23 protein-coding genes and 4 tRNA genes are annotated in these 24859 nt (G+C 58.5%); 3 read left to right on the top strand and 24 right to left on the bottom strand.

Going from position 1 to position 24859, the window contains the following annotated elements; translation table 11 throughout:
- Positions 1–8: 8 nt before the first annotated feature.
- The 23 genes from rplV to HKX41_05805 form a co-directional block, all read right to left on the bottom strand.
- Positions 9–341, bottom strand: coding sequence for a 50S ribosomal protein L22 (gene rplV, locus HKX41_05695; protein NNC23648.1), 333 nt, complete (start codon positions 339–341; stop codon positions 9–11).
- 7 nt (positions 342–348) lie between these two features.
- The gene (rpsS, locus tag HKX41_05700; GenBank protein ID NNC23649.1) at positions 349–618 is read right to left on the bottom strand and encodes a 30S ribosomal protein S19; all 270 of its coding nucleotides are present in this window, start codon (positions 616–618) and stop codon (positions 349–351) included.
- A gap of 12 nt (positions 619–630) precedes the next feature.
- On the bottom strand, positions 631–1467 hold the full coding sequence (rplB, locus tag HKX41_05705) for a 50S ribosomal protein L2 (protein NNC23650.1): 837 nt from the start codon (positions 1465–1467) through the stop codon (positions 631–633).
- 18 nt (positions 1468–1485) lie between these two features.
- Positions 1486–1785 carry a 50S ribosomal protein L23 gene (gene rplW / locus HKX41_05710; protein NNC23651.1) on the bottom strand — a complete coding sequence of 100 codons (300 nt, stop codon included), beginning with the start codon at positions 1783–1785 and terminating at the stop codon, positions 1486–1488.
- The gene (gene rplD, locus HKX41_05715; protein NNC23652.1) at positions 1782–2396 is read right to left on the bottom strand and encodes a 50S ribosomal protein L4; all 615 of its coding nucleotides are present in this window, start codon (positions 2394–2396) and stop codon (positions 1782–1784) included. The genes rplW and rplD overlap by 4 nt, the downstream gene beginning before the upstream one ends.
- A 6-nt stretch (positions 2397–2402) precedes the next feature.
- Entirely contained in the window at positions 2403–3068 is a 666-nt protein-coding gene (rplC, locus tag HKX41_05720; protein ID NNC23653.1) for a 50S ribosomal protein L3, read from the bottom strand.
- A gap of 221 nt (positions 3069–3289) precedes the next feature.
- Positions 3290–3604, bottom strand: a complete 315-nt coding sequence (gene rpsJ / locus HKX41_05725) for a 30S ribosomal protein S10 (GenBank protein ID NNC23654.1) — start codon at positions 3602–3604, stop codon at positions 3290–3292.
- Positions 3605–3607: 3 nt separating this feature from the next.
- The gene (gene tuf / locus HKX41_05730) at positions 3608–4798 is read right to left on the bottom strand and encodes an elongation factor Tu (GenBank protein ID NNC23655.1); all 1191 of its coding nucleotides are present in this window, start codon (positions 4796–4798) and stop codon (positions 3608–3610) included.
- A gap of 12 nt (positions 4799–4810) precedes the next feature.
- The gene (fusA, locus tag HKX41_05735) at positions 4811–6925 is read right to left on the bottom strand and encodes an elongation factor G (protein ID NNC23656.1); all 2115 of its coding nucleotides are present in this window, start codon (positions 6923–6925) and stop codon (positions 4811–4813) included.
- Positions 6926–6954: 29 nt separating this feature from the next.
- On the bottom strand, positions 6955–7428 hold the full coding sequence (gene rpsG, locus HKX41_05740; protein ID NNC23657.1) for a 30S ribosomal protein S7: 474 nt from the start codon (positions 7426–7428) through the stop codon (positions 6955–6957).
- A gap of 19 nt (positions 7429–7447) precedes the next feature.
- Positions 7448–7822, bottom strand: coding sequence for a 30S ribosomal protein S12 (rpsL, locus tag HKX41_05745; protein NNC23658.1), 375 nt, complete (start codon positions 7820–7822; stop codon positions 7448–7450).
- 177 nt (positions 7823–7999) lie between these two features.
- Entirely contained in the window at positions 8000–12280 is a 4281-nt protein-coding gene (gene rpoC / locus HKX41_05750; GenBank protein ID NNC23659.1) for a DNA-directed RNA polymerase subunit beta', read from the bottom strand.
- A 70-nt stretch (positions 12281–12350) separates the two neighbouring features.
- Positions 12351–16436 carry a DNA-directed RNA polymerase subunit beta gene (gene rpoB, locus HKX41_05755; GenBank protein NNC23660.1) on the bottom strand — a complete coding sequence of 1362 codons (4086 nt, stop codon included), beginning with the start codon at positions 16434–16436 and terminating at the stop codon, positions 12351–12353.
- Positions 16437–16608: 172 nt separating this feature from the next.
- Positions 16609–16986, bottom strand: coding sequence for a 50S ribosomal protein L7/L12 (gene rplL / locus HKX41_05760; GenBank protein NNC23661.1), 378 nt, complete (start codon positions 16984–16986; stop codon positions 16609–16611).
- 43 nt (positions 16987–17029) lie between these two features.
- Positions 17030–17557, bottom strand: a complete 528-nt coding sequence (gene rplJ, locus HKX41_05765) for a 50S ribosomal protein L10 (GenBank protein ID NNC23662.1) — start codon at positions 17555–17557, stop codon at positions 17030–17032.
- Positions 17558–17804: 247 nt separating this feature from the next.
- Entirely contained in the window at positions 17805–18500 is a 696-nt protein-coding gene (rplA, locus tag HKX41_05770) for a 50S ribosomal protein L1 (GenBank protein NNC23663.1), read from the bottom strand.
- A 2-nt stretch (positions 18501–18502) separates the two neighbouring features.
- Positions 18503–18931, bottom strand: coding sequence for a 50S ribosomal protein L11 (gene rplK / locus HKX41_05775; protein ID NNC23664.1), 429 nt, complete (start codon positions 18929–18931; stop codon positions 18503–18505).
- Between the two features lie 69 nt (positions 18932–19000).
- Entirely contained in the window at positions 19001–19534 is a 534-nt protein-coding gene (gene nusG, locus HKX41_05780) for a transcription termination/antitermination protein NusG (GenBank protein NNC23665.1), read from the bottom strand.
- 20 nt (positions 19535–19554) lie between these two features.
- Positions 19555–19929: a preprotein translocase subunit SecE gene (gene secE, locus HKX41_05785; GenBank protein ID NNC23666.1), complete on the bottom strand. Its 375-nt coding sequence runs from the start codon at positions 19927–19929 to the stop codon at positions 19555–19557.
- Positions 19930–19977: 48 nt separating this feature from the next.
- A tRNA-Trp gene (locus HKX41_05790) sits at positions 19978–20053 on the bottom strand.
- Between the two features lie 87 nt (positions 20054–20140).
- Positions 20141–20215, bottom strand: a tRNA-Thr gene (locus HKX41_05795).
- A gap of 5 nt (positions 20216–20220) precedes the next feature.
- Positions 20221–20294, bottom strand: a tRNA-Gly gene (locus tag HKX41_05800).
- Between the two features lie 32 nt (positions 20295–20326).
- Positions 20327–20411: transfer RNA gene (locus HKX41_05805), tRNA-Tyr, on the bottom strand.
- Positions 20412–20703: 292 nt separating this feature from the next.
- On the opposite strand from HKX41_05805, the gene HKX41_05810 reads away from it, so the two are divergent.
- The 3 genes from HKX41_05810 to sat all read left to right on the top strand — a co-directional run bounded on the left by HKX41_05810 (position 20704) and on the right by sat (position 23843).
- A complete protein-coding gene (locus tag HKX41_05810; protein NNC23667.1) occupies positions 20704–22038 on the top strand; it encodes a dihydroorotase in 1335 nt (444 codons plus the stop codon).
- Positions 22039–22117: 79 nt separating this feature from the next.
- On the top strand, positions 22118–22549 hold the full coding sequence (fur, locus tag HKX41_05815) for a ferric iron uptake transcriptional regulator (protein ID NNC23668.1): 432 nt from the start codon (positions 22118–22120) through the stop codon (positions 22547–22549).
- A gap of 100 nt (positions 22550–22649) precedes the next feature.
- A complete protein-coding gene (gene sat, locus HKX41_05820; GenBank protein ID NNC23669.1) occupies positions 22650–23843 on the top strand; it encodes a sulfate adenylyltransferase in 1194 nt (397 codons plus the stop codon).
- Between the two features lie 52 nt (positions 23844–23895).
- Here the strand turns inward: sat and HKX41_05825 are convergent, their stop codons facing one another.
- Positions 23896–24858, bottom strand: coding sequence for a cation transporter (locus HKX41_05825; GenBank protein ID NNC23670.1), 963 nt, complete (start codon positions 24856–24858; stop codon positions 23896–23898).
- Between the last annotated feature and the right edge of the window lies 1 nt (position 24859).

Here is a 24859-nt window from a genome sequence, read left to right on the forward strand (position 1 = left end):
TACCCGGGTTACCTGTCCGCCACGCGGATTACGACGTGACTTGTGCGCTTCTGAATGCGGTCTGCCTGGCCGCGCGCCCGAGGTTTCATGCGCTTCATGATCGGCCCTTCGTCGACCATGGCGACCGAAACTCTCAGCTCATCGATGTCCGCACCGTCATTGTGTTCGGCGTTGGCAACCGCCGACTCAACAACCTTGCGCACAACGCCGGCCGCTTTCTGAGTCGAGAATTCGAGCCGTGTCAGCGCGTCTTCAGCAGACAGGCCACGAATTTCATCAACGACCAAGCGTGCTTTTTGAGGCGACACCCGTGCGAAGCGCAGTTTTGCTGTCGTTTCCATGACGTCCTTAACTCCTACGGTCGCCCGAATGGCCCTTGAACGTCCGCGTCGGCGCGAACTCGCCCAGCTTATGACCGACCATGTTCTCGGACACAAGAACCGGGATATGCCGCCTCCCGTTATGAACATTGATCGTCAACCCGATCATGTCGGGCGTCACCATCGAACGCCGCGACCAGGTCGCGATCGGTTTTTTGGATCCAGAGTTTTGTGCCGTCTCGACCTTGCGCTGCAAGTGAACGTCGATAAACGGCCCTTTCTTGATTGAACGTGGCATTTATTACTCGCGTTAACGCCGCTTGCGCTTAGACTGCCGGCGAATGATCATATTCTCGGCCCGCTTATTGGACCGCGTCTTATAACCCTTGGTCTTCCAACCCCACGGGCTAACCGGATGCCGACCACCACTGGTTCGACCTTCGCCGCCGCCGTGCGGGTGATCGATCGGGTTCATGGCCACGCCGCGCACCGTCGGGCGCTTACCACGCCACCGACTCGCGCCTGCCTTGCCACGTTGGGTAAGACTATGTTCCGAATTGCCCACTTCACCAACTGTCGCGCGACAGTTGATATGGACACGTCGCGTTTCGCCCGATTTCAACCGCAGAACAGCGAACTCACCTGCCCGCCCAGCGAACCGGATACCTGTGCCAGCCGTGCGTCCAAGCTGCGCACCTTTGCCCGGCCGTAGCTCCACACAGTGCACGATCGAGCCGATCGGCATATTAGCCAGCGGCAGTGCGTTACCTGGGCGAATCGCCGCGGTCGCACCATTCTCAATCTGATGACCAACTTCCAAGCCACGCGGCGCAATAACGTAGCGCCGCTCACCATCTGCGTAACAGACCAGAGCAATACGCGCGCTGCGGTTTGGATCATACTCCAAACGCTCCACCGTGGCCGTAATGCCATCCTTGGCGCGCTTGAAGTCAATAAAGCGATAACGCTGCTCGTGACCACCGCCACGACGACGCGTCGTCATGCGGCCAGCGGCGTTGCGCCCACCGGACCGAGTTTTTGTCTCGGTTAGTGGCTTGTACGGCGCACCTTTATACAGCCGGTTATCGCGCACGCTAGCAATAAAGCGCGTGCCCGGCGATGTCGGCCTATGTCGTTTAATCGCCATGAAAACTCCCGAAAACCTTTACTGTACGCTGCCGAGGAAGTCGATCTGATCGCCATCGCCAAGCGTAACGTAGGCCTTACGCCAACCATTACGCTTACCGGCAAACCCACGAAAACGCTTAGTTTTAGAGGGCATCGCGACCGTGTTGACCTTCTTGACCGTCACGTCGAACAGTTTGGCCACAGCCGCCGCTATTTCCGGCTTAGTGGCATCACTACGAACTTCAAATGCGACCTGATTGGCATTTTCGGTCTGCGTCGACGCCTTTTCCGAAATCACGGGCGTGCGCAGAACTTCGTACATACGTTCGGTATTCATCCCAACCACTCCTCGAGGGCACCTTTAGCCGACACGGTCACCGCAACTTTGTCACTGGCCACTAAATCGGCCACCCCGAGCGCAGCTACCGAGATGACTCGTAGACCACGCACATTACGAGCCGAATACTGCAAGGCATCGTCAACCGAAGCCACTACAAGCAGCTCGACGTCGCGCACGCCTCGACTAGTCATCGCTTCCAAAAAATCGCTCGTCTTACGATTTTCGAGCGAAAGATCAGCAACTATCGACAAGCGCTCGCTACCCGCAAGCGCCGACAGCGCCGAACACACCGCGCCGCGATACATTTTCTTGTTGACCTTTTGATCAAAAGAACGCGGCCGCGCGGCAAATGTTACACCACCACCGACCCAAATCGGGCTGCGGATCGTGCCTGCGCGGGCACGGCCCGTGCCTTTCTGCCGCCAGGGCTTTTTACCACCCCCACTGACATCTGAGCGGCCTTTTTGCTGCTTGGTTCCAGCCCGCGCAGCAGCACGCTCGGCCGTAACAACCTGGTGTACCAAGGCTTCATTAAACGACCGCCCGAATACCGCCTCGGAAAGCGTAATCTGGCCGCTATCGCCGCCGACTTGCATTTGCTCTGCCATGACGATCTAGCCCTCGCTCGCTTCCGGCGCCACTTTCTTGACAGCGGGCCGTAGTTCCACGTAGCCGTTTTTCGGACCAGGCACCGAACCCGCGACAAGCAATACACCACGCTCGCTATCGGCCCGCACAACACGAAGATTCTGCAATGTTGTTCGGGCATTGCCGAGCTGGCCGGCCATCTTTTTACCCTTGAACACATGGCCAGGCGACTGGTTTTGCCCAATCGAGCCAGGCGCACGATGCGATTTCGCATTACCGTGGGTCGAACGCTGCGACCTGAAATTGTGCCGCTTGATGACGCCGCCGTAGCCCTTACCGATGGACCGACCAACCACGTCAACGAACTGACCAACCTGGAAGCGATCGACCGTCAATTCGGCACCCGCCTCCAACTCGTCAAACGACTCTTCGTTGCTTAGACGAAATTCACAAAGAATATCGCCCGCTTCGACACCCGCCGCACGAAAGTGCCCCGTTTCCGGCGCATTCAATCGATTACGCGCTCGCGAACCGGCCGTCACCTGGATGGCGCGATAACCGTCTCGCTCGGCTGTCTTCTGCGTCACTACGCGGTTCGCGCCTACTTCAACAACGGTAACGGCCGTCGCTGTGCCATCGGCATCGAAAACCCGCGTCATGCCTCTTTTTCGTCCTACAAGACCGACGCTCATGTGACGTCTCCCGGATACAACACACCCATGGCAAAAGCCGCCATGCACATGCTCACAAATTCGATTTTCAACAAGGCGCGATAAATCGCGCCGGGTAATTTCAAGCCCGCTTGCCATCACTCGCTAGAGGGGATGACAGTTCGTCGACTTGTTTCCTAACGGCTGATTAGTCGACAGAGTATATCAGTTCTGATTACACCCTGCCAACCAATTCGCGATAGTTATTGCAGCTTAATCTGCACATCGACGCCGGCGGCGAGATCGAGCTTCATAAGCGCGTCGACCGTCTTCTCCGTCGGCTCAACGATATCCATCATTCGCTTATGCGTGCGGATCTCGTACTGATCCCGAGCCCGTTTATCCACGTGCGGCGACGTCAGAATCGTATAGCGCTCAATCTTGGTGGGCAGCGGAATCGGACCGTGCACCTGGGCACCGGTCCGCTTCGCTGTGTCCACAATTTCGCCAGCCGATTTGTCGATCAGACGATGATCGAAGGCTTTGAGACGAATCCGTATATTTTGGCTAGCGGCCATCGTTTATTCCGTAATCTTACTGACGACGCCAGCGCCCACGGTACGACCGCCTTCACGGATCGCAAAGCGCAAGCCTTCTTCCATGGCAATCGGCGAAATGAGCTCGACGGTCATGGCGACGTTATCACCCGGCATGACCATTTCAGTGTCCGCTGGCAATTCGCAAGAACCGGTCACATCCGTAGTCCGGAAGTAGAACTGGGGCCGGTAGCCCTTGAAAAACGGCGTATGACGACCGCCTTCATCCTTCTTCAGAATATAGACTTCGCATTCGAACTTGGTATGCGGAGTAATCGACCCCGGCTTGGCCAAGACCTGGCCTCGCTCGATGTCTTCGCGCTTGACGCCGCGCAACAGCGCGCCAATGTTGTCACCAGCCCGGCCACTGTCCAGCAGCTTCCGGAACATCTCGACACCCGTGACTGTAGTCTTACGGGTTTCGTGGAGGCCAACGAGTTCAACATCCTCGCCGTGATTGATTACACCACGCTCGACACGCCCGGTTGCGACGGTACCGCGACCGGAAATCGAAAAGACGTCTTCAATCGGCAACAGGAACGGGCCGTCGATCGGCCGATCCGGCTCCGGAATGGCTTCGTCCATCGCCTCGACCAGCTTAAGGATCGATTGCTTGCCATGCTCGCCTTCGTCGCCTTCCAGCGCCTTCAACGCGCTACCAACGATAACCGGCGTATCATCGCCCGCGAAATCGTATTCGCTCAGAAGCTCCCGGACTTCCATTTCCACAAGTTCCAGCAGCTCTTCGTCGTCGACCATGTCGGCCTTGTTCAAGTAAACGACGATATACGGCACACCGACTTGCCGCGCGAGCAGAATGTGCTCACGAGTTTGCGGCATCGGGCCATCGGCCGCGGAAACCACGAGGACAGCGCCGTCCATTTGGGCGGCACCGGTAATCATATTCTTGACGTAGTCAGCGTGACCGGGGCAATCGACGTGCGCGTAGTGCCGGCTGCTTGACTCGTACTCAACATGCGCCGTGGAAATCGTGATGCCACGATCTTTTTCTTCCGGCGCCTTGTCAATCGTATCGAACGCGCTCGCCTCGGACCCGTACGACTGGTTCGAGACCACGGTCATCGCCGCAGTCAGCGTCGTCTTACCATGGTCCACGTGGCCAATAGTGCCGACGTTGACGTGCGATTTGCTGCGATCAAATTTTTCCTTGGACACGGTTCCTTCCTCTTATGCCTTTTCGGGTTGATTCCGGGTGAGCGCTTCGACAACGCTCGACGGAGCCTGCGAATATTTCTCGAACTGCATGGTGTACGTCGCACGCCCCTGCGTCATCGATCGCAGGTCAGTTGAGTAGCCAAACATTTCCGACAGCGGCACCAGCGCAGACAACTGCTTACCAGCCGGAATATCATCCATACCTTCAACGTGGCCACGCCGCCGGTTCAGATCCCCCATAACATCGCCCATATACTCTTCGGGCGTGACGACTTCTACGTCCATCATGGGTTCGAGCAGAACAGGGGAGGCCTTCTTGGCGCCTTCGCGAAACGCCATAGATCCCGCTATTTTAAACGCCGCCTCATTCGAGTCAACGTCATGATAGGAGCCATCGTAGAGTGTGACCTTCACATCGACCATTGGATAGCCAGCGATCACGCCCTCGGCCATGGACTCCTGCACTCCGTTATCGACGGAGCTGATGTATTCACGCGGCACAACGCCACCCACGCTGGCGTTGACAAACTGGTAACCAGCACCCGCTTCTTCTTGCGGCGCCACGCGTAGAAACACGTGACCGTATTGGCCGCGGCCGCCTGACTGGCGGATGAACTTGCCTTCCTGCTCGACCTCGGCACGAATGGTCTCGCGATAGGCTACCTGCGGGGCACCAATATTCGCGTCGACTTTGAATTCGCGCTTTAAGCGATCGACAATAATTTCCAGATGGAGCTCGCCCATACCCGAAATAATCGTCTGCGCGGTCTCTTCATCGGTACGAACCTGGAAAGACGGATCTTCCTGGGCAAGCTTACCGAGCGCCATACCCATCTTTTCTTGATCGGCCTTGGATTTAGGCTCAACGGCAACCGAAATCACCGGATCAGGGAACTCCATGCGCTCAAGCACCACGGGCGTGTCTACCGCGCACAACGTATACCCCGTGGTCACATTCTTCAGACCAACCAGAGCAACGATATCGCCCGCACGAACCTCGCTGACCTCTTCGCGCGAATTGGAGTGCATCTGAAGGATGCGACCCACGCGCTCTTTCTTATTCTCGAGCGGGTTATAGACTGTATCACCGGATTTCAGAACCCCGGAATACACGCGCACGAACGATAACGTGCCAACGTACGGATCAGTGGTGATTTTGAACACCAGCCCTGAAAACGGCTCATCATCACTGGCAGTGCGCTCAATGGCCACGTCCGGATCTTTGGAATCGTAACCCTTGATCGACGGCACTTCGGTTGGCGCCGGCAGATAATCGACAACGGCGTCCAGCATTGCTTGAACACCCTTGTTTTTGAACGCTGTACCACACAGCGTGACGCAGATCTCATTATTGATAACCCGCGCGCGCAGACCGGCCTTGATATCCTCATTGGATAAATCCCCGTCTGCCAGATACTTCTCTAACAGCTCCTCGCTGGCTTCTGCCGCGGCCTCTATCATCTCGGCGCGATACTTCTCGGCCTCGGCTTGCAGATCGGCCGGAATCTCGGCCGCCTCAAACGTCCGACCCGCATCCTGCTCATTCCAGTAAATCGCCTGCATGCGCATCAGGTCGACAACGCCGGCAAACTCATCTTCGGCGCCGATCGGCAACTGCACGGTGACTGGCATGGTCGACAGCCGCTCGCGCATCATCGATAGACAACGACCGTAGTCGGCGCCCAGCTTGTCCATCTTATTGACGAACGTTATACGCGGCACGCGATACTTATCGGCCTGGCGCCAGACTGTCTCCGTCTGAGGCTCGACACCCGCATTGGCATCCAGCACACAGACCGCGCCATCCAATACACGGAGACTACGCTCGACCTCGATCGTGAAGTCAACGTGACCCGGCGTATCAATGATGTTGACCCGGTATTGCTCCGGGTATTGCTGCTCCATGCCCTGCCAGAAACAGGTCGTCGCAGCGGATGTGATGGTGATGCCGCGCTCTTGCTCCTGCGACATCCAGTCCATGACGGCTGCGCCATCGTGGACTTCACCCATCTTGTGCGAAATACCGGTGTAATAGAGAACGCGCTCGGTCGTGGTCGTTTTACCGGCATCGATATGCGCGGCAATACCGATATTGCGATAGTGACTAAGCGGGTGATTGCGTGCCATAAGCTGTACTTCGTTACGAGGCGGCGCCGTTACCAGCGGAAGTGCGAAAACGCCTTGTTGGCGTCGGCCATACGGTGCGTGTCTTCACGCTTTTTCACGGCTGCGCCGCGATGCTCGGCAGCGTCGGTCAACTCGCCAGCCAATCGGCGCGCCATCGTGTTCTCGCTACGCTTTTTCGACGCCGCGATAACCCAGCGCATGGCTAACGTGGTGCGACGAACCGCACGCACCTCGACCGGAACCTGATAGGTCGCACCACCAACACGGCGCGACTTGACCTCGACCGTCGGTCGCACATTATCGAGCGCCTGCTCGAGTACTTCCAACGGCTCATCAGTGCCCTTACGGGTCGAAATTTGGTCGATAGCACCATAAAGAATGGTTTCAGCCTTCGACTTCTTGCCGTGACTCATGATCATATTCATGAATTTGGCCAGCATTTCGCTATTGAAACGCGGGTCAGGCAAGATTTCGCGGCGCGGCGCGGAAAAACGGCGAGACATAATCTTAACTCGTTAACAGTTATTTCTTCGGCTTCTTGGCGCCGTATTTGGAACGGCCCTGTCGCCGCGCGTCAACGCCCGAAGCATCGAGCGCACCGCGTACGGTATGGTAACGAACACCGGGCAAGTCCTTAACACGGCCACCGCGCACGAGCACCACTGAGTGCTCCTGCAGGTTATGACCTTCACCGCCAATATAACTGGCGACTTCATAGCCATTGGTCAGGCGCACACGCGCAACCTTACGAAGCGCCGAGTTCGGCTTTTTCGGTGTAGTGGTATAAACCCGGGTGCACACGCCGCGGCGCTGCGGGCACTTTTCCAGTGCTGGCACCGGATCCTTTTTGGGCTTGTCTTTGCGTCCCTTGCGGACGAGCTGGTTAACAGTTGACAACCTGTTCAGTCCTCTTGCGCTGATACGGCGCTAACCCGGCACGTTGTGACGGGCCGAAATTAAACGCTGCATATTAGTTTAAGCTGGCCTTGATGTCAATCAAAGCCCAAGCTTGTGGAACCCTCGGTACGGCGGTTACTACACCGCCGCAGCCGAGGGCCGTTCTAGTACCTCTACCTAGTCCTGCGACAAAGATGAAGCCGACGAGATAACGTCACTATCCGCGGTTTCCGACTGGCCATCTGCCTGCGTGTCGGCCTGCTCGGAGATTACGGTATCGCCACCGGCGTTGGCTGCATCGGGCGGCAACGCGCCCTCGAGATCCAGCGACCCTGCACGCTCGCGGCGCCGTTGCTCGTGGTAGGCCAAGCCAGTTCCCGCCGGGATCAACCGGCCGACGATAACGTTTTCCTTCAAGCCTTTGAGTCGGTCGCGGCCGCCACGCACCGCTGCTTCGGTGAGCACCCGTGTTGTCTCCTGGAAGGAGGCCGCCGAGATAAACGACTCGGTCGACAGACTGGCCTTGGTGATCCCCAACAACAGGCGCTCGAAACGTGCAGGCGTTTCACCGCGTGCCTCGGCCCGCTTGTTGGCTTCGACCACGGCCTGGTATTCGATCTGTTCACCCTGCAGGAACGCGGTGTCACCGGTGTCGAGGATTTCGACCCGCCGCAGCATCTGACGCACGATGACTTCGATGTGCTTGTCATTGATGCGCACGCCCTGCAGGCGATAGACGTCTTGAATCTCGCGAACCAGATAGTCAGCTAACTTCGGAATGCCTTGCAACCGCAAGATGTCATGCGGCAGCGGCTCCCCTTCCGAGACAACCTCGCCTTTCTCAATGTATTCGCCCTCGAACACATCGATCTGGCGCGATTTCGGCACCATAACCTCGGTTTCGCGGCCTTCGCCATCGACGATTTTTAGCCGCTGCTTGCCTTTGGTCGCTTCGCCAAAGCGAATCGTGCCGCCGCCCTCGGCCAAGATGGCCGGCGACTTCGGCTTGCGTGCCTCGAACAAATCGGCCACTCGCGGCAAACCACCGGTGATATCGCGCGTCTTGGACGATTCCTGCGGAATACGTGCACAGACGTCACCCACCACGATGCTCTGGCCATCTTCAACGACCACGATCGCTCGCGGCGGCAGACTGTAAGACGCGGTTATGTCGGTACCCGGGAAGTTGAGCTCGTTACCGTTGTCATCGACCAGCTTGATCACCGGTCGCAGATCCTTGCTACCGGAGCCACGCTGCTGGGTGTCGGTAACCACCAGCGTCGACACACCGGTAACTTCATCCATGTCGCGCTGGACTGTGACGCCCTCGACGAACGATTCGAATTTCACCGTACCGGCGACTTCGGAAACGATCGGGTGCGTATGCGGATCCCAGTCAGCAACGCGATCCCCGGCGGACACCGCCTCACCGTCGGCGACATTCAGTTTCGCACCGTACGGGATCTTATAGCGCTCCGCCTCCCGGAAGTTTTCATCGATCACACCGAACTCACCCGAACGCGATACAGCCACGAGATGGCCATGTTCAGCGTGCGTCACGGTCTTAATGTTGTGCAGCTTCGCCGTGCCGTCAACCTTGACTTCGACGCCGTCGGCCGCGACCGACCTGGAGGCCGCACCACCCACGTGGAACGTACGCATGGTTAGCTGCGTGCCTGGCTCGCCGATCGACTGTGCGGCGATTACGCCAACCGCTTCGCCAGTCGCAACCGGCTCACCACGGGCCAAATCGCGCCCATAGCATTTAGCACAAACACCAATACGAGCTTCACAAGTGATCGGGCTGCGGACCGAAACTTGATCGACCGAATGCAATTCGAGCAGATCCACTGCGTGTTCGTTAAGTAGCAGACCCTGCTCAAGCAATGTCTCGTTAGTGGCAGGATCCACCACGTCCTCGGCCAGCACTCGACCGAGCACACGTTCGCGCAGTGGCTCGACTACATCACCACCTTCCACGATCGGGTACATCGGAATGGATTCCTCGGTACCACAATCTTCTTCGGTGACTACCACGTCCTGCGACACGTCGACCAATCGCCGGGTGAGGTACCCGGAGTTAGCAGTCTTCAACGCCGTGTCGGCCAGCCCTTTACGGGCACCGTGCGTGGAGATGAAGTACTGGAGAACATTCAGGCCTTCACGGAAATTGGCCGTAATCGGCGTTTCGATAATCGACCCGTCCGGCTTGGCCATCAAGCCACGCATACCTGCGAGCTGACGGATCTGGGCAGCACTACCACGCGCCCCGGAGTCAGCCATCATATAGATGGAGTTGAACGAGGTCTGATTGAAGGTGCTACCTTCAGCATCGGTCACCTCATCCAGACCCAGCTTGTCCATCATGGCCGAGGCGTTCTGCTCGTTGGCACGCGACCAAATGTCGATGACCTTATTGTAGCGCTCGCCCTCGGTGACAAGGCCCGAGGTGTACTGGTCCTCGATTTCCTTGACCTCATTCTGCGCGCGGTCGAGGATCTCCGTTTTCTCGGCCGGAACGACCATGTCATCAACGGCGATCGAGATACCCGCCTGGGTCGACATCCGGAAGCCGGTATACATCAGCTGGTCCGCAAACACCACGGTGTCTTTCTGATCGACATCGCGATAGCTGGCGTTAATGACTTCACCAACGGCCTTTTTATCCAGCTCGCGGTTGATCAACTCGAACGGGATGCGTTCGGGCAAGATCTCGGCCAGCAACGCCCGACCAACAGTGGTATCAACAACGTGCGTGATCGACGTGAAGCTACCATCTTCATGGCGTTCAACGTCGTCGATCCGAACCTTGACGTGCGCCTGCAGGTGCACAACCCCGGCGTCATATGCGCGCCGGACTTCAGCGATGTCGGCGAACGTCATACCTTCGCCGGTCGCATTGACCCGTGAGCGCGTCATCCAATAAATCCCCAGAACAACGTCCTGGGTCGGCACGATGATCGGCTCGCCCGAAGCCGGCGACAGGATGTTGTTCGAGGCCATCATCAGCACGCGCGACTCCATCTGAGCCTCGATCGACAGTGGCACGTGAACCGCCATCTGGTCGCCATCGAAGTCAGCGTTGAACGCGGTGCAGACCAGCGGATGCAGCTGGATGGCCTTGCCTTCAATCAGAACCGGCTCGAACGCCTGAATACCTAGACGGTGCAGCGTCGGTGCACGGTTTAACAACACCGGATGCTCGCGGATAACGTCCTCGAGCATGTCCCAAACTTGAGACTCTTCGCGCTCGACCATTTTCTTGGCGGCCTTGATGGTCGAGGCATATTCCAACCGCTGCAGGCGGCTGTAGATGAACGGCTTGAAAAGCTCCAGCGCCATCTGCTTGGGCAGGCCACACTGATGGAGTTTCAGCGTCGGACCAACAACGATGACCGAACGACCCGAATAATCGACACGCTTGCCGAGCAGGTTCTGACGGAAACGGCCCTGCTTGCCCTTGATCATATCCGCAAGGGATTTCAATGGGCGCCGGTTCTGGCCAGTGATCGCGCGGCCGCGGCGGCCGTTATCGATCAGCGCGTCCACTGATTCCTGCAGCATCCGCTTTTCGTTGCGCACGATGATGTCCGGCGCATTCAAATCCAGCAGCCGGGCCAGTCGGTTGTTGCGGTTGATCACGCGCCGGTAGAGATCATTCAAGTCCGAGGTCGCGAAACGGCCGCCATCGAGCGGCACGAGCGGACGGAGATCCGGCGGCAGCACCGGCAGCGTGCGCAGGATCATCCACTCGGGCTTGTTGTTCGACGCCTGGAAACTCTCAAGAATTTTCAGCCGTTTGCCGAGGCGCTTGATCTTGGTCGCCGAGCCGGTGGCATTTAACTCTTCACGTACACGCGCTGATTCGGCGGTCAAGTCCATATTCTTGAGAATATCGAGTACCGCCTCGGCGCCCATTTGGGCCGAGAATTCATCGCCGTGGGTCTCAACCGCGTCGAGATACTCCTCTTCCGACAGGAGCGTGAACGGCTCCATCGGTGTCATGCCGGGGTCGGTGACGATATAGGCTTCAAAGTAGAGCACCCGCTCAATCGCCCGCAGCGGCATGTCCAGCAGCAAGCCGATGCGCGACGGCAAACTCTTTAGAAACCAAATATGGGCAACCGGCGCGGCGAGGTCGATATGCCCCATACGTTCGCGACGCACCTTGGTCTGGGTGACCTCGACGCCGCATTTTTCACACACAACACCGTGGTGCTTGATGCGCTTGTATTTACCGCACAGACACTCGTAATCCTTGACAGGACCGAAGATGCGGGCACAGAACAAACCATCGCGCTCAGGCTTGAACGTGCGATAGTTGATGGTCTCGGGCTTTTTAACTTCGCCGTAAGACCACGAGCGCATAGTCTCGGGCGAGGCCAACCCGATCTTGATGGCATCGAAGTCTTCGTCTTCGTCTTCGTCTTTTTTGAAAAAATTCTCTAGGTTTTGCATACCCTTCTCCGGATAATCAGCGCGCGTTGAACATTCCCGGCGACGGGGCGCTCGGTACGCCCCGTTACCGCTATTGGTCGCGCTCCAATTCGATGTTCATGCCAAGCGAGCGGATTTCCTTGGTCAACACGTTGAATGACTCCGGCATACCCGCGTACATGCGATGGTCACCGTCGACGATGTTCTTGTACATGCGGGTCCGACCGGCGACGTCATCGGATTTGACCGTGAGCATCTCCTGCAGCGTGTAGGCCGCACCATAGGCTTGCAGGGCCCAGACCTCCATTTCACCGAATCGCTGACCGCCGAACTGTGCCTTACCACCCAATGGCTGCTGGGTGACCAGCGAGTACGGGCCGGTCGAGCGGGCGTGCATTTTATCGTCGACCAGATGGTTCAACTTAAGCATGTACATATAGCCGACCGTCACCGGCCGCTGGAAGGTTTCACCCGTGCGGCCGTCGATCAACGTGCTCTGCCCCGATTCCGGCAGTCCCGCGAGCTGCAACAATTCGCGAATTTGATCTTCATGGGCACCGTCGAAGACCGGCGTGGCCGTTGGCATACCGTCGACCAGATTGCGAGCCATGGTTAACATCTCGTCATCGGTCAAGCTGTCGACGGCCTCCTGGGTGCCATTTTCCACGTGGTAGGCCTTATTCAGGAACTCGCGGATTTCACCCACGGCCCGTTCACGCTCGAGCATGTCCTGCACTCGGCTGCCAATACCGCGGGCCGCCCAGCCAAGATGGGTTTCCAATACCTGACCGATGTTCATACGCGACGGCACACCAAGCGGATTCAGCACGATATCGGCCGGCGTACCGTCTTCCAGGTGCGGCATGTCTTCGACCGGCACGATCTCCGAAATGACGCCCTTGTTGCCGTGCCGGCCAGCCATCTTGTCGCCCGACTTGATCGGTCGGCGGATCGCAAGATAGACCTTGACCATTTTCAGCACGCCCGGAGCCAATTCGTCGCCCTGGGTGATCTTTTCCTTCTTGGAATCGAATCGGCGTTCGAACTCGGCCTTCTGATCAGCCAGACGCTTGGACGCGGCTTCCAGACGATTTTGAGCAGCTTCGTCGCGCAACCGAATGTCGAACCACTTCTCACGGTCGTCAAAGCTATCTAGATAGTCGGCCTTGATCTTGGAGCCAGCTTCAAGCTTATTCGGGCCGCCATCGGCGACCTTGCCCATGAGCATAGTCCGCAAGCGATCGAACAGATCGTCTTCGAAGATCCGCTGCTGGTCATTGAGATCGGTGCGAACCGCAGCCAGCTCATCTTCCTCGATCGACAATGCACGCGCGTCTTTCTCGACACCGTCACGGGTGAACACCCGCACATCCACGACCGTGCCATCCATGCCCGGCGGCACACGCTGCGACGAATCCTTAACGTCGGAAGCTTTCTCACCGAAGATCGCACGCAGGAGCTTCTCCTCCGGCGTCAACTGGGTCTCACCCTTAGGCGTGACCTTGCCCACCAGGATATCGCCAGCCGAAACCTCGGCCCCGACATACGCCACGCCCGCTTCGTCGAGCTTGGAAAGGGCCGCTTCGTTGACATTCGGAATATCGGCGGTGACTTCCTCGGACCCTAGCTTGGTCTCGCGCGCCGTACAGGTCAGCTCTTCGATGTGGACCGAGGTGAACCGGTCCTGCTCGGCGATACGCTCCGAAATCAGGATCGCATCCTCGAAGTTGTAGCCATGCCAGGGCATGAAGGCCACCAACAGATTCTGGCCGAGCGCCAATTCGCCAATATCGGTCGACGGGCCGTCAGCCAAAACGTCACCGCGCGCCAGATCGTTACCCGGTGCGACCAGCGGTTTCTGGTTCACGCAGGTGTTCTGGTTCGAGCGGGTGTATTTGACCATGTTGTAGATGTCGACGCCGGTATCGTCATCGCCGGCCTCATCGTCATGTACTCGAATGACGACGCGCGACGCATCGACTTTCTCGACCACGCCGCCTCGACGCGCGACCACGGCGTTACCAGAGTCGATAGCCACCTTGCGCTCAATACCTGTGCCCACCAACGGCTTTTCCGCTCGCAGGCAAGGCACCGCTTGGCGCTGCATGTTCGAGCCCATCAGCGCACGGTTGGCGTCATCGTGCTCGATAAACGGCACCAGCGATGCTGCCACCGACATGATCTGTTTCGGCGAGACGTCCATGTATTGGACGCGATCCGGCGCCGACAACGTGAATTCGCCCTGGTGCCGGCACGAAACCAGATCACTCACGAGCTGATCGTCGTCATCGAGTTCGGAGTTGGCCTGGGCGATGACGTAGCGACCTTCTTCGATCGCCGACAGATACTCGATCTCATGGGTCGCCTTGCCATCCACGACCTTTCGGTAAGGCGTTTCCAGAAAGCCATACTTATTGGTACGGGAATAGACCGACAATGAGTTGATCAACCCAATATTCGGACCTTCCGGCGTCTCAATCGGACAGATACGGCCGTAGTGGGTCGCGTGCACGTCACGCACCTCGAAACCAGCCCGCTCCCGCGTCAGACCGCCTGGCCCGAGCGCCGAAACACGCCGTTTATGCGTGATTTCCGACAACGGGTTGTTCTGGTCCATGAACTGCGAGAGCTGCGATGAACCGAAAAACTCCTTGACCGCTGCGGCCACTGGCTTGGCGTTGATCAGATCCTGCGGCATGAGGCCTTCGGATTCGGCCTGCGACAAGCGTTCGCGCACCGCGCGCTCGACACGCACCAAGCCGGTCCGGAACGAGTTTTCGGCCATCTCGCCCACGCTACGAACGCGCCGATTGCCTAGATGATCAATGTCGTCAGTCGTGCCGTGGCCATTACGGATCGCCAACAGCTCCTCGAGCGCGGCGACAATGTCGTCGGTCGACAGCACCAGCTCGCCCTCGGCCGACTCACGGCCGATCCGGCGATTGAACTTCATCCGGCCTACCGCCGATAAATCGTAGCGTTCCGGATTAAAGAACAGGTTCGCAAACAGGTTTTCCGCGGCATCTTCAGTCGGCGGCTCGCCGGGCCGCATCATCCGGTAGATTTCGAGCTTGGCTTCTAATTCACTGGTGGTCGGATCGATCGCCAGCGTATTGGAGATATACGGCCCATGATCGAGATCGTTGATATACAGCGTCGGGATCTCGGTGATACCGGCGGCGCGGAACGCGCTGACCATTTCCTCAGTGACTTCCGCATTGGCCGCAGCAATCTCCTCACCGGTATTTTCATCGATGATCGCACGCGCAAGGACCTTGCCGACCAAATATTCGGTTGGCACATCGAGCGACTCGACACCGGCTTGTTCAAGCTGGCGGATATGCCGCACGGTGATGCGCTTGCCTTCGGCCACGACCAGCTCACCGCCCGCGTAGATATCGAAGGTCGCAGTTTCACCGCGCAGCCGCTCGGCGATCAGATCCATGGTCACGCCGTCGTCGGTCAGACGGAACGTGGTGGTCTCATGGAACTGAGCCAAAATCTGCTCGGTATCAAAACCGAGCGCGCGCAGCAGCACTGTCGTCGGCAGTTTACGCCGACGGTCGATGCGCACGAAAACATTATCCTTGGGATCGAATTCGAAATCGAGCCACGAACCACGGTAGGGGATCACCCTCGCCGTATAGAGATACTTACCCGAAGAATGCGTCTTACCCCGATCATGGTCGAAGAAAACACCCGGGCTACGGTGCAGTTGATTGACGATTACCCGCTCGGTACCGTTGACGATAAACGTACCGGTGTCAGTCATGAGCGGCAGCTCGCCCATGTAGACTTCCTGCTCCTTGATATCCTTGACCGGCTTGGGCGTCGCCTTGCTGTCCTTGTCGTAGATAATCAGGCGCACAGTCACACGCAGCGGAGCGGCATAGATCATGCCCCGAACGCGTGATTCCGATTCGTCGAACTCGGGCGCGCTGAGCCGATAGCTGACGAACTCGAGCGCAGCACTGCCAGAGTGAGCTTCCATGGGAAACACGGACGACAACGCGGCCTGAAGCCCTACGTCCTCGCGCTGACCAGGGTTCTTGTCAGCCTGCAGAAACTGTCGATAGGAATGAAGCTGAGTTTCCAGCAGGAACGGCATTTCCAATACCGACGGCTGCTGGGCAAAATCCTTGCGGATACGTTTTTTCTCGGTAAACGAGTAGGCCATGGCATCAACTCTTGGCAGTTGTATTGGCAGTACTAACGTGCCCGGCCACACCGATGCCGGATCACGTCAATAACGAGAAAAGGCCGGCCCCTCAATGGGCACCAGCCAGTTCCCGGATTACGCCACCGCGGAGGTGGCGCGGTACCGACCGCGTGAGCGGCCAGCGTCTGACTTACTTGAGCTCAACCGACGCGCCGGCTTCCTCAAGCTGCGATTTCATTTCATCAGCGTCGGCTTTTTCGACGCCTTCCTTCAAGGTCGACGGTACGTTTTCGACCACTTCCTTGGCCTCTTTCAGGCCCTGATCAGTGATGGCACGCACGGCCTTGATTACACCGACCTTGTTATCGCCCGGGCTGGACAACACAACGTCGAACTCGGTTTGCTCTTCGGCTTCGGCCGGGGCATCGCCGCCAGCCGCTGGGGCCGCCGCTACGGGGGCCGCCGCCGACACGCCGAATTTCTCTTCCATCATTTCAACCAGTTCCACGACCTCCATAACGGACATCTGACTGATTGATTCGAGTACTTCTTCCTTGGTAGCAGCCATTATTTACTCCTTAAATGCTGGTGCCAGTTTTGGATTCAACCGCTTAAGCGGCCTGCTTCTGATCACGGACTGCAGCGACACTGCGCGAGAGTTTCGCAGCCGGCTCACGGGTGGTACGTGCCAGCGCTTCGACCGGTCCACGCATGGCCCGCATCAACTGCGAAATCGCATCGTCATAGGTCGGCAGACTAGCCAGTCGTTCGACCTGCGCGGCCGGCAACAGCTCGCCGCCGAGCGATACGGCAGTCACCTGCACAACGCCATGCTCGTTACGAAACTTTGTGAGCACGCGTGCCGCAGACCCGGGGTCTTCGAGCGAAAAGCCCATCAACACCGGCCCCGTCAACGCCTCGCTGAGGCATTCGTAGTCGGTGCCAGCAACCGCTCGCTTGGCGACCGTGTTCTTGATGACCTTCAGATACGCACCATCTTCACGCGCGTTCTTGCGAAGCTCATCCATCTGACCGGCGCTCAACCCTCGGTATTCGGCCAAGACCGCCGAATGCGCGCGCTTGGCGACGTCACCGACTTCCGCGACCATGGCCTGCTTGGCTTGAAAACTTGTGGCCATTGTCATTTCTCCTTTAACAACCGACGCCACCACGGCGCCGGGACCTTGAAGCGGTTCGCCGACCTACTTGCGGCCGACTCACGCCATCTACGCAGGCTGGCGGATCGCCATTAAGCCCGGTAACCGACCCGTGCCACATGAAGGCAGCACCGCCGGTTAACCGAACACCTTGCGGTCTTTGAAGTGGCAACCCCTATCTTTGGCTGCACTGCAAAGGACCTCGTTTGGACCAGTTCCGGCCCTCGATTCAAGCCGCCAACGAGCTGGGATCAAGCGTCAAGCCCGGCCCCATGGTCGTCGACAGCGAAATTTTCTTGAGATACACGCCCTTGGCGGTGGACGGTTTAGCACGCCGCAGATCAGCGATCAGCGCCGCTAGATTTTCAGCCAGCGCCTCGTTACCAAAATCCACATTGCCAATCGCGCAGTGAATGATGCCGGCCTTGTCGATACGGTATTGAACCTGGCCCGCCTTAGCGTTAGCCACCGCGGTTTCCACATCGGTGGTTACCGTGCCGGTCTTCGGATTGGGCATCAGACCGCGCGGGCCTAGAATTTGGCCTAACTTGCCGACTACTGGCATGGCATCCGGCGTGGCCACGACCATATCGAAGTCCATCTGACCATCCTGCACTTGCTCGGCAAGATCCTCGAGACCGACGATATCGGCGCCCGCCGCGCGAGCCGTATCGGCATTCGCGCCCTGGGTGAACACCGCCACGCGCACACTTTTACCTGTGCCGTGCGGCAGCACGGTTGAGCCACGTACGTTCTGATCCGACTTACGGGCATTAACGCCCAGTCGAACAGCAACCTCGACCGACTCGGTAAAGCGAGCATTGGCCAATTTCTTCAACGTGGTCAATGCCTCGTCGACCGGGTAATCCTTCACCGGGTCGATCTGATCGCGCGCGGCCGCTTTTCTTTTCGATAATCTGGCCATGATCAGCCCTCCACGTTCAGGCCCATGCTCCGGGCGCTGCCACCAATAATCCGAATCGCTGCGTCCATGTTAGCGGCGTTCAAATCCGGCCACTTGGCCTCGGCGATCTCCTGCAACTGGGCCGTAGTCACACTACCCACCTTATTGCGCAACGGATCACCCGAGCCGCCACTCACATTGGCCGCCTTTTTCAACAGCACCGACGCCGGCGGCGTCTTGGTGACAAACGAAAAACTGCGGTCCGAGAATACGGTGATGACCACCGGTGTCGGCAACCCTTGTTCGGCGTCCTGCGTCTCGGCGTTGAACGCCTTACAGAACTCCATGATATTGACACCATGCTGGCCGAGCGCGGGCCCGACCGGCGGGCTCGGCTTAGCCTGCCCGGCTGGAATCTGGAGCTTGATATAGCCCGTGATTTTCTTTGCCATTGCTTCCTCTCTAGCTGGGTCCGAACACGCGAGCTAAGGCCCACGCTCCCCGATTAGCCAGCCGTCCGGCTAGCCTTTTTCAACCTGATCGAAACTAAGATCAACCGGCGTCGAGCGACCAAAAATAGTGACCGCGACGCGAAGCCGGTTCTTGTCGTAGTTAACTTCTTCGACCACACCGTTAAATTCTGAAAACGGACCATCGGTGACGCGCACTTCCTGACCGGGCTCGAAGACCGTCTTCGGTCGCGGCTTTTCGACCGATTCTTCGACCCGATTCAGAATCTGCTCGGCCTCGCGATCCGAAATCGGCGCCGGACGATCGGCCGTGCCACCGATAAACCCAAGCACACCAGGCACATTTTTAACCAGGTGCCAAGTGTCATCGGTCATGTCCATTTGCACCAGCACGTAACCCGGAAAGAACTTGCGTTCAGTCGTGCGCCGCTGCCCATTTTTAACTTCGACGACTTCCTCGGTCGGAACCAGAATATCGCCGAACGACTCTCCAGCTTCGCTACGCGTCACATGGTCGGCCAGCGCATCGCGCACTTTATTCTCATGCTGCGACAGCGCGTGTACGACGTACCACTTCTTGGCCATACGTTCCTCTTGTATTGCGCTTACAGCCGACCGGTCAAAAGCGAGACACTCCATCCCAGCAGGATGTCGAGCGCCCAGATAAATACCGCCAGGATCAGAACCACCAGAACCACCATTGCCGTGGTCTGAACGGTCTCCTTGCGTGTCGGCCACACCACACGCCGGACTTCCGTGCGCGAGCCTTGAACATAGCCCCACGCGATTCGGCCGAACTGCGACTGAACCGCCACCAGAACCGCTACACCAACCCCCACGATCATACCGAGGACTCGGACCAGATCGCTGTACCAGGTGAAGTAGTAGTAGCCGACGATGCTCGCGACAACAATCGCGACGGCCACCCACATGATGGCCGCGTCCAACCACGAGCTTGCCTGTTTATCTTGGGTCGCCATCGGCTAGCGTCGCTCTGGATGCCGCGTGAACTTAAACTGTGCCGTCGCTGGCAGGCCAGGAGGGGCTCGAACCCCCAACCTGCGGTTTTGGAGACCGCTGCTCTTCCAATTGAGCTACTGACCTGACGACAGAGCACAGCGCTGCTGTTAAGCGCCTAAGAGTAGCAGATAGTCTACCGATTTAGCAACAACCAAATGCGAACCAACAGCCTGGAGCCCATGACCGGATTTGAACCGGTGGCCTCTTCCTTACCAAGGAAGTGCTCTACCACTGAGCTACATGGGCATCGCTGGAGCGGGCGACCGGAATCGAACCGGCATCATCAGCTTGGAAGGCTGAGGTTCTACCGTTGAACTACGCCCGCGCGCAAATTGTTGACGTAGTTTAACGTGAATATGGTGGAGGGAGGAGGATTCGAACCCCCGAAGGCTGAGCCGGCAGATTTACAGTCTGCTCCCGTTGACCGCTTGGGTATCCCTCCATCGAGCCCGATATTATTTCGCAATAAAAATCCGGCTGTCAATGCAGCCTGGAGATCGACGGCGTCTGGCCGGCGCATAAGCCGCCCTTGCACGGTTCGAGCGCCGGGCCACCTGCGTTACGCTTTAGGTGTTGCAGCGTGCGCTGGCACGGCCACATCGTATCCGACCCACACCGCCAAGGCCACCATAAGCGCGGCCGCAAGCTCCCTCCCATCCTTCATAACTACGTCGCAGGGTGTCAATATGGTTTAACCCAACCAGCGGCAACATGAGCGAGGCTCCCGATCCATCATGTCTGAACTCCTGATTAAAAACGCACAAATCGTCAACGAAGGCACGATTCAAACGGGTGACCTGCGCGTTCGCGACGGCCGAATTGACGCTATAGCCAGCGAGCTCGACGCCGGATCTCGCACCGAAGTGCTAGACGCCGGCGGCAACTATCTAATGCCGGGCATGATCGACGACCAAGTGCATTTCCGCACACCAGGTCTAAGCCATAAGGGAGACCTGACCACTGAGTCGCGCGCGGCTGTGGCCGGCGGTGTGACCAGCTTCATGGACATGCCAAACGTCCAACCGCCAACCATCGACAATCAAGCGCTTCACACTAAGATCGCGTCCGCCGAGGGCAAATGCGCAGCTAATTTCGGATTCCATCTCGGCGCGACCAACGACAACATCGATTCGATCAAAGCTGCCGATCAAAGTGCGGCGGCCGGCATCAAAATCTTCATGGGCGCTTCAACCGGCCGCATGCTAGTCGACGATGACGATGCCTTGGAGGCGATTTTTGAGCACGCGCCACTGACCGTGCTTACGCACTGCGAAGAAACGCCCATGATTGAGGCCGCGCTCGCGCGGGCCCGCGCCGAATACGGGGATGACATACCAATGGCCATGCACCCCACGATTCGCTCGCGCGAGGCCTGTTTGGCATCCAGCCGCAAAGCGGTTGACCTGGCACAACGCCACGGCACTCAGCTGCATATACTGCACCTGACGACTGCCGACGAATTGGCGCTATTCACAGCGAGCCCCATGGCCGGCAAATCGATCACGGCCGAAGCCTGCGTCCATCACTTATGGTTTTGCGATGCCGATTACGATCGGCTCGGCACGCGCATCAAATGCAACCCGGCGATCAAGACCGACGCCGACCGACAGGCAATCCGACGCGCTGTTGCCGAGGACCGGATCGATATACTGGCCACCGACCACGCGCCCCACTTGATTGAGGAAAAAGACGGGCCTTACACACAGGCGGCAGCCGGCATGCCGCTGGCCCAGTATGTGCTGGTTGCACTCGTCGACATGGCCGAATCGGGTTGGATGAGCCTGCCACAGCTCGTACAGAAAACCGCACATAACGTTGCCGAGCGCTTCCAGGTCGCCGAGCGCGGCTATCTCCGTGAGGGCTACTGGGCGGATCTCGTCGTCGTCGACCCATCAGCACCGACAGTCGTCGACGCTGAGCCCGTGCACGCACACTGCGGCTGGACGCCATTCACGGGCCAACGATTCAATGCCCGGGTGCAGGCGACCGTCGTGTCTGGCCAAATCGCCTATTGCAACGATACAATACAACCGGTTGCCGCCGGCCAAGCGCTTTGCTATGCGCGCTAGCATCGGTTGACGTGTCGATATTTGCTACGTCCATCTGCTGATTGCCGGCCTGAACGAATCGCGAGCGAGGTGCCAGAGCATGCAATCGAACGAATTGCGCAAAGTTGGCCTTAAAGCCACTCTGCCGCGCCTGAAGATACTCGAAGTACTGCAGGACAACCGCGCTGATCATCTTTCTGCCGAAGATGTCTACCGTCGACTACTCGACCATAACGAGGACATCGGCCTAGCCACGATCTACCGTGTATTGTCGCAGTTCGAGGAAGCCGGACTGGTGACGCGTCACCATTTCGAGGACGGTCACGCTCTGTTCGAGCTCGACCAGGGCCCGCACGATCATCTGATCTGCGTGAAGTGTGGACGCATCGAAGAATTCTTCGACGATGAGATCCAAAAGCGCCAAAAGAATGTCGCTGAACAATCCGGCTTCGATTTATCCAAGCACACACTGGTGCTCTACGGCGATTGTCAGACCACCAACTGCCAAAATAAGAGCGCCGACAACGAATAAGCACGACTTCGACGGCGCCAATCATCGCAGCCGACTAGCCTCGGTACTGCGGGCGCCTAATGGATAGGTTCGTGCCAATCAACAACCAACCGAGCAATCTATGATCCGACCCCACGGCAACAGTGAACTCTCCCCGCTTCTCGTCGAAGATGACAGCGCGCGCGACCAACTCGCCCGGGAAGCCGCTGAATTGCCGGCTTTAACGCTGACATCCGCCGCCGCGGCCAACACTGTCATGCTGGGGGCCGGTTACTTTACGCCCCTGCCCGGCTTCATGGACAAGGCCGAGGCACAATCGGTAGCGCGCGACATGCGCACACACAACGGCCTGTTCTGGCCGATACCGATCGTCAACATCGCCACCGACATCGAAGCCATCCGCGGCGCCAAACGCATCGCGCTGAAAGACCCGAACGTCGACGGCCAGCCACCGCTGGCCGTTCAAGATGTCGACGGCATCGACGAGCTATCGGACGCCGACATGGAGACCATGGTCGAGCAGGTCTTCGGCACCACCGACGATGAACACCCGGGTGTTGCAACGTTCAAGGCCCAGGGCCGATTTATTGTGCACGGGCCGATTCAGGTACTGAATTACAGCTATTTCGAGCAGGAATTCCCCGACACATTCCACAGCGCACCGGCAATCCGGGCCGAGTTTGCCGAACGCGGCTGGGACAAAGTGGTCGCTTTCCAGACGCGCAACCCGATGCACCGCGCACACGAAGAACTCTGCAAGATGGCGCTGGAGGCCACCGGCGCGGACGGGGTGCTCGTGCACATGCTGCTCGGCCAGCTCAAGCCTGGCGACGTCCCGGCCCGTGTCCGCGACGCCGCAATCCGGCGCATGGTTGATCTTTATTTCCCGCCGAACACGGTGATGATCGCAGGCTACGGTTTCGACATGCTCTACGCCGGTCCGCGTGAAGCTGCGTTACACGCCGTGTTCCGTCAGAACGCCGGCTGCAGCCACTTCATCGTGGGACGTGATCACGCCGGCGTGGGCGATACTTACGGCGCATTCGAAGCGCAGGAGTTCCTGATCAACGAAGTGCCATCCGACGCGCTGGACATACAGATATACGCGGCTGACCACACAGCCTATTCGAAGAAGCTCGGCAAAGTCGTGATGATGCGCGACGCGCCCGATCACTCGATGGATGACTTCGTGATCCTATCCGGCACCAAAGTGCGGGAGATGCTGGGTCGCGGCGAAGCACCGCCGCAGGAATTCTCACGGCCGGAAGTCGCCGAAATCCTCATGGATTATTTCCAGAACCAATCTCAGGCCTGACGCACCCGGCGCCGGCGCGCATCGACTCGCCGGCGCCTGCTGGAGTCCCGCTTTACTCGGCGGCGGTAACGCCGCACTGGTGACCATCGCGACACGCCCGGGCCGTTATCCTGTCTTCGGGCTGGAGCGTGGTGTGGGTGATTGAAAATCGCTTAGCGAGCAGTCGTTCCAGTCGCGGCCGGATCGTTTCCCAATCCGACAGGCGAGAAACCTCGATGTGAGCCACGATTGCACGCGTTGTCGAGGACAGATTCCAGATATGCAGATCGTGTATCGAGCGCACGCCGTCCACGCTGGTTAGCGCACTACCCACACTGTTGGCATCCAGATCGCGCGGCACCCCTTCCATCAAAACACGGACCACGTCGCGTAACAGCCGCAACGCGGAGATAAGAATAAGCACGCACACAACCAGCGACAGTAACGGGTCAATAGGCATCCAGCCGGTGGCCAGAATAACCCCGCCGGCCACGACCGCCGCGACCGACCCCAAAAGGTCACCGAACACGTGGAGCAACGCGCCACGGACATTCATGGTGCGCTCACCGCGCATCAAGATGGCGCCCACGCCGAGGTTGACACAAAAACCGAGTGCGCCAATGGCCAGCACAACCGGCCCATCAACGGGCGCAGGATCCAGGAACCGGGCCACAGCGGATACAGCGATCGCTACGACGATCGCCAGCATGAAAAGCGTATTGAGTGCTGCTCCCAGCACTTCCGAGCGCAAAAGCCCGAACGAATGCGTCGACGATGCGGGACGTTGCGCCAACCAGGCGGCGAACGCGCCGACGCCCAGCGACGACGTGTCGGTAATCATATGACCCGCATCGGACCATAGCGCCAACGAGCCACTAAACCAACCTGCGATCAATTCAACGACGGCAAACGCCAACGTAAAACAAAGCGAAATGAGCAGCACCCGCCCACTGCCATGGTGGTGCGAACCGCCCAAACCATGATCATGGTCGTGCTCGTTGTGGTGGTGCTGGTGGTCGTGATTGGTCATATTCATC

This window comes from Salifodinibacter halophilus, assembly GCA_012999515.1.
GTDB lineage: Bacteria > Pseudomonadota > Gammaproteobacteria > Nevskiales > Salinisphaeraceae > Salifodinibacter > Salifodinibacter halophilus.

Bases quoted from the DNA above. Each gene is read 5' to 3' on its own strand.
- rplV (NNC23648.1), bottom strand. From the start codon at position 341: ATGGAAACGACAGCAAAACTGCGCTTCGCACGGGTGTCGCCTCAAAAA.
- rpsS (NNC23649.1), bottom strand. From the start codon at position 618: ATGCCACGTTCAATCAAGAAAGGGCCGTTTATCGACGTTCACTTGCAG.
- rplB (NNC23650.1), bottom strand. From the start codon at position 1,467: ATGGCGATTAAACGACATAGGCCGACATCGCCGGGCACGCGCTTTATT.
- rplW (NNC23651.1), bottom strand. From the start codon at position 1,785: ATGAATACCGAACGTATGTACGAAGTTCTGCGCACGCCCGTGATTTCG.
- rplD (NNC23652.1), bottom strand. From the start codon at position 2,396: ATGGCAGAGCAAATGCAAGTCGGCGGCGATAGCGGCCAGATTACGCTT.
- rplC (NNC23653.1), bottom strand. From the start codon at position 3,068: ATGAGCGTCGGTCTTGTAGGACGAAAAAGAGGCATGACGCGGGTTTTC.
- rpsJ (NNC23654.1), bottom strand. From the start codon at position 3,604: ATGGCCGCTAGCCAAAATATACGGATTCGTCTCAAAGCCTTCGATCAT.
- fusA (NNC23656.1), bottom strand. From the start codon at position 6,925: ATGGCACGCAATCACCCGCTTAGTCACTATCGCAATATCGGTATTGCC.
- rpsG (NNC23657.1), bottom strand. From the start codon at position 7,428: ATGTCTCGCCGTTTTTCCGCGCCGCGCCGCGAAATCTTGCCTGACCCG.
- rpoC (NNC23659.1), bottom strand. From the start codon at position 12,280: ATGCAAAACCTAGAGAATTTTTTCAAAAAAGACGAAGACGAAGACGAA.
- rpoB (NNC23660.1), bottom strand. From the start codon at position 16,436: ATGGCCTACTCGTTTACCGAGAAAAAACGTATCCGCAAGGATTTTGCC.
- rplL (NNC23661.1), bottom strand. From the start codon at position 16,986: ATGGCTGCTACCAAGGAAGAAGTACTCGAATCAATCAGTCAGATGTCC.
- rplJ (NNC23662.1), bottom strand. From the start codon at position 17,557: ATGGCCACAAGTTTTCAAGCCAAGCAGGCCATGGTCGCGGAAGTCGGT.
- rplA (NNC23663.1), bottom strand. From the start codon at position 18,500: ATGGCCAGATTATCGAAAAGAAAAGCGGCCGCGCGCGATCAGATCGAC.
- rplK (NNC23664.1), bottom strand. From the start codon at position 18,931: ATGGCAAAGAAAATCACGGGCTATATCAAGCTCCAGATTCCAGCCGGG.
- nusG (NNC23665.1), bottom strand. From the start codon at position 19,534: ATGGCCAAGAAGTGGTACGTCGTACACGCGCTGTCGCAGCATGAGAAT.
- secE (NNC23666.1), bottom strand. From the start codon at position 19,929: ATGGCGACCCAAGATAAACAGGCAAGCTCGTGGTTGGACGCGGCCATC.
- HKX41_05810 (NNC23667.1), top strand. From the start codon at position 20,704: ATGTCTGAACTCCTGATTAAAAACGCACAAATCGTCAACGAAGGCACG.
- fur (NNC23668.1), top strand. From the start codon at position 22,118: ATGCAATCGAACGAATTGCGCAAAGTTGGCCTTAAAGCCACTCTGCCG.
- sat (NNC23669.1), top strand. From the start codon at position 22,650: ATGATCCGACCCCACGGCAACAGTGAACTCTCCCCGCTTCTCGTCGAA.
- HKX41_05825 (NNC23670.1), bottom strand. From the start codon at position 24,858: ATGAATATGACCAATCACGACCACCAGCACCACCACAACGAGCACGAC.